Genomic DNA, 2,852 nt, shown 5'->3' with positions numbered 1-2,852 from the left:
CTCCGCCGCGAACGACGACAGCTGCTCCACCATCGTGTTCACCGTGTGGGCAAGGCCGGCGACCTCACCGCGGGCGTCCACGGTGATCTGGCGGGTGAGGTCACCGCGGGCAACCGCGGCCGCGACCTCGGCGATGCTGCGAACCTGCGTGGTGAGGTTGCCGGCCATGACGTTCACCGAGTCGGTGAGGTCCCGCCACACCCCGGACACGCCCTTGACCTGGGCCTGCCCGCCCAGTTTGCCCTCGGTACCGACCTCCTTGGCCATCCGGGTGACCTCGTCGGCAAATGCCGAGAGCTGGTCGACCATCGTGTTCACGGTCGACTTCAGCTCGTAGATCTCGCCTCGTGCATCCACGGTGATCTTCTGGGACAGGTCACCCTGCGCCACCGCCGTCGTGACCTGGGCGATGTTGCGAACCTGGCTGGTGAGGTTGCCCGCCATCGAGTTGACCGACTCGGTCAGGTCCCGCCACACCCCGGACACGCCCTTGACCCGCGCCTGGCCGCCCAGATTGCCCTCGGTACCGACCTCCTTGGCCACCCGGGTGACCTCGTCGGCGAACGAGGAGAGCTGGTCCACCATCGTGTTCACGGTCGTGCCGATCGTGAGGAACTCACCCCGCACCGGCTGCCCGGCGATCTCCAGCGCCATATGCTGCGAAAGATCACCCTCCGCGACCGCCGCGATCACACGCGCAACCTCGTGCGTCGGACGCGCAAGGTCGTCGATAAGCGAGTTGACCGCATGGTTCGACAGTGCCCAGCCACCCTCGAAGCCGAGGTCAGCCATCCGCTCGGTCAGCCGGCCGTCCCGCCGGATCACCTTGCTGACCCGTTCCAGCTCGCCGGAGTGCCGCTGCTGCAGGGCGGCCAGCTCGTCGAAACGCTGGGCGATCAGCGCACCGCCACCGGCCCGCTCCCCCAGACGCACGGAGAAGTCACCTGTGCACAACGCCGTCAGCGCCCCGAGCAAATCCTCGATGAAGTGGTCGTCCACGGGCGCGGATTCCGACACCATCGTCATGGTGGAGCCCTCCAAACCCGCGTACGCGGGAATCTCTCGCGTCTGGCAGACCATCGGAACGGACCAGCGTCCGTTCATCAAGCATCCAGCAGTGCTCGGCGACAGTATCCGTCAGGGCTTGCTGTACGGATATAGCGGACCCGTCCGCCCGCAAGCGGCATGCGCAGGCACGGACGGATCCGGGAAGCACCGCGGAAGATCCGCCGGCCACGCCCCATGACGTGGCCAATCCCTCGCGACTGGACAACACAGGAGACACTGACCGGCATGCTTCACGTGCTCGGAGAAGAGGGGCTCCGCCGCACCCTCACACTTCCGCCGGTCACCGATTCACCGCGGTCGGCCCGCCGGTTCGTTATCGACACGCTGCACGGCCGTCTCCACCCCGATGTCGTCGATACCGCTCTACTGCTGGTAACCGAGCTTGTGACCAACGTCATCGTGCACGCCGGTACCGACGCGACGGTCGACATCCGGCACAACGCCGGACGCCTCGTCGTCGTAGTCAGTGACCGGCACCCCGTACCGTTGGGCGGAGTGCCGACCACCGGTACGCCCGGACGCGCACCGGGCGCATCCGGCGATCCCCGCCGGGCGGCCGTTGACGGCCCGGAGAGCCTGCCGGCGCCCGCGGATCCGGGCGCGATCTGGCGGGCGCCCGGCACCGTCGACAGCGGTGACGTCAGGGACGGCGGCATCGAGAACCTGCGCGAGGACGGCCGCGGCCTGTCGCTGGTGGATGCCCTCAGCACGGCGTGGGGTACCGAACACGACCGAGCGGGCAAGCGGGTGTGGTTCCGGCTCGACGCCCCCAACAGCCGTCACTCCGATGCCATGGGCGCCGGCGGCACGGATGTCGACGCCGCCCGCGCCGGCGTCCGGACGGCGTCCCCCGACCTGCCGCCCGCCGGGCTGCCGGCCCACGAGAGCGGGTCCGGCTCCGGGGCCCTGCCGGTAGGGGCGGCAGGCCTGCGCCGGCCGGCGCGGCTGCTCTCACCCGCCCTCACCCACCTCCTGTCGGCCGAGGAGGAGGTCGGCGAGCTGCTGGCGCAGCTCGTCGACGCGCTGCCGTCATCCGGCGCGGGTCTCGTGCGGCGGCCGGGACGCAGCCGGGAGGGAGCACCGGAGGTGGTGGCGGCGTTCGGCCCGACCGGTTCGGACCGCAGCGCCCGCCGCATCCCACTGGACTCCCGTGACGGGATCGTCGGGGAACTGCTGCTGTGGTCACCGGGCCTGCCGGTGACCACCGGTGCGGCGTCGATCGGCGTGACATCCGCCGATGCGGCGTCCACCGACATCGAGGAACGGATCCAGCTGGTCGCCCGCTGGATGGCGCTGGCTCTCGGCGGCGCCCACCTGCGACGCATCGAGGAACGCCGGATCGGCATGTTGTCGTTCCTGGCCGAGGCGTCCGACCTGCTCACGGGCAGTCTCGACACCGACCGGAGCCTGGCCCTGCTCGCGCGCCTGCCGGTGCCGCGGCTGGCGCGCTGGTGCACGGTCCACCTGCTGCGGGAGGATGGCGCGATGAAACTCGCCGCCGTCGGCCACGTCAACGAGGCCGAAGCCGGCGACCTGTCGGACTGGGCGGACGACCCGGCCGGGTCGCTGGCCGCCCATGTGCAGGCGGCACTCACCGACACCGTGCACGTGGCCACCGTCAACGGCTCGCCCACCGTCATCACCGCGATGCGCGCCCGCCGCCGGGTACTGGGCGTGGTGGCCCTCGGTCGTGATGCCGGGGACAACTTCGAGGCCGACGAGATCGAGCTGCTCACCGACCTCGCCCGCCGCGCGGCCTTCGCCGTCGACAACGCCCGGCTGTT

General features: G+C 70.7%; 2 protein-coding genes. One reads left to right on the top strand and one right to left on the bottom strand.

What is annotated here, in order from left to right; all coding sequences use genetic code 11:
* Positions 1 to 1,026, bottom strand: a 1,026-nt coding sequence (locus DD1DGNOD_RS03865; RefSeq protein ID WP_131769456.1) for a HAMP domain-containing protein, incomplete at its 3' end; no start/stop codon positions are given.
* Between the two features lie 267 nt (positions 1,027 to 1,293).
* Between DD1DGNOD_RS03865 and DD1DGNOD_RS03860 the strand changes: the two genes are divergently transcribed.
* The coding region (locus DD1DGNOD_RS03860) for a GAF domain-containing protein (RefSeq protein WP_165036385.1) at positions 1,294 to 2,852 on the top strand (1,559 nt) is incomplete at its 3' end.

Source organism: Candidatus Protofrankia californiensis, assembly GCF_900634765.1.
Taxonomy (GTDB): domain Bacteria; phylum Actinomycetota; class Actinomycetes; order Frankiales; family Frankiaceae; genus Protofrankia; species Protofrankia californiensis.
Note: the sequence above shows the minus strand (reverse complement) of the source record. Positions and strands in the feature narration are given on the sequence as shown.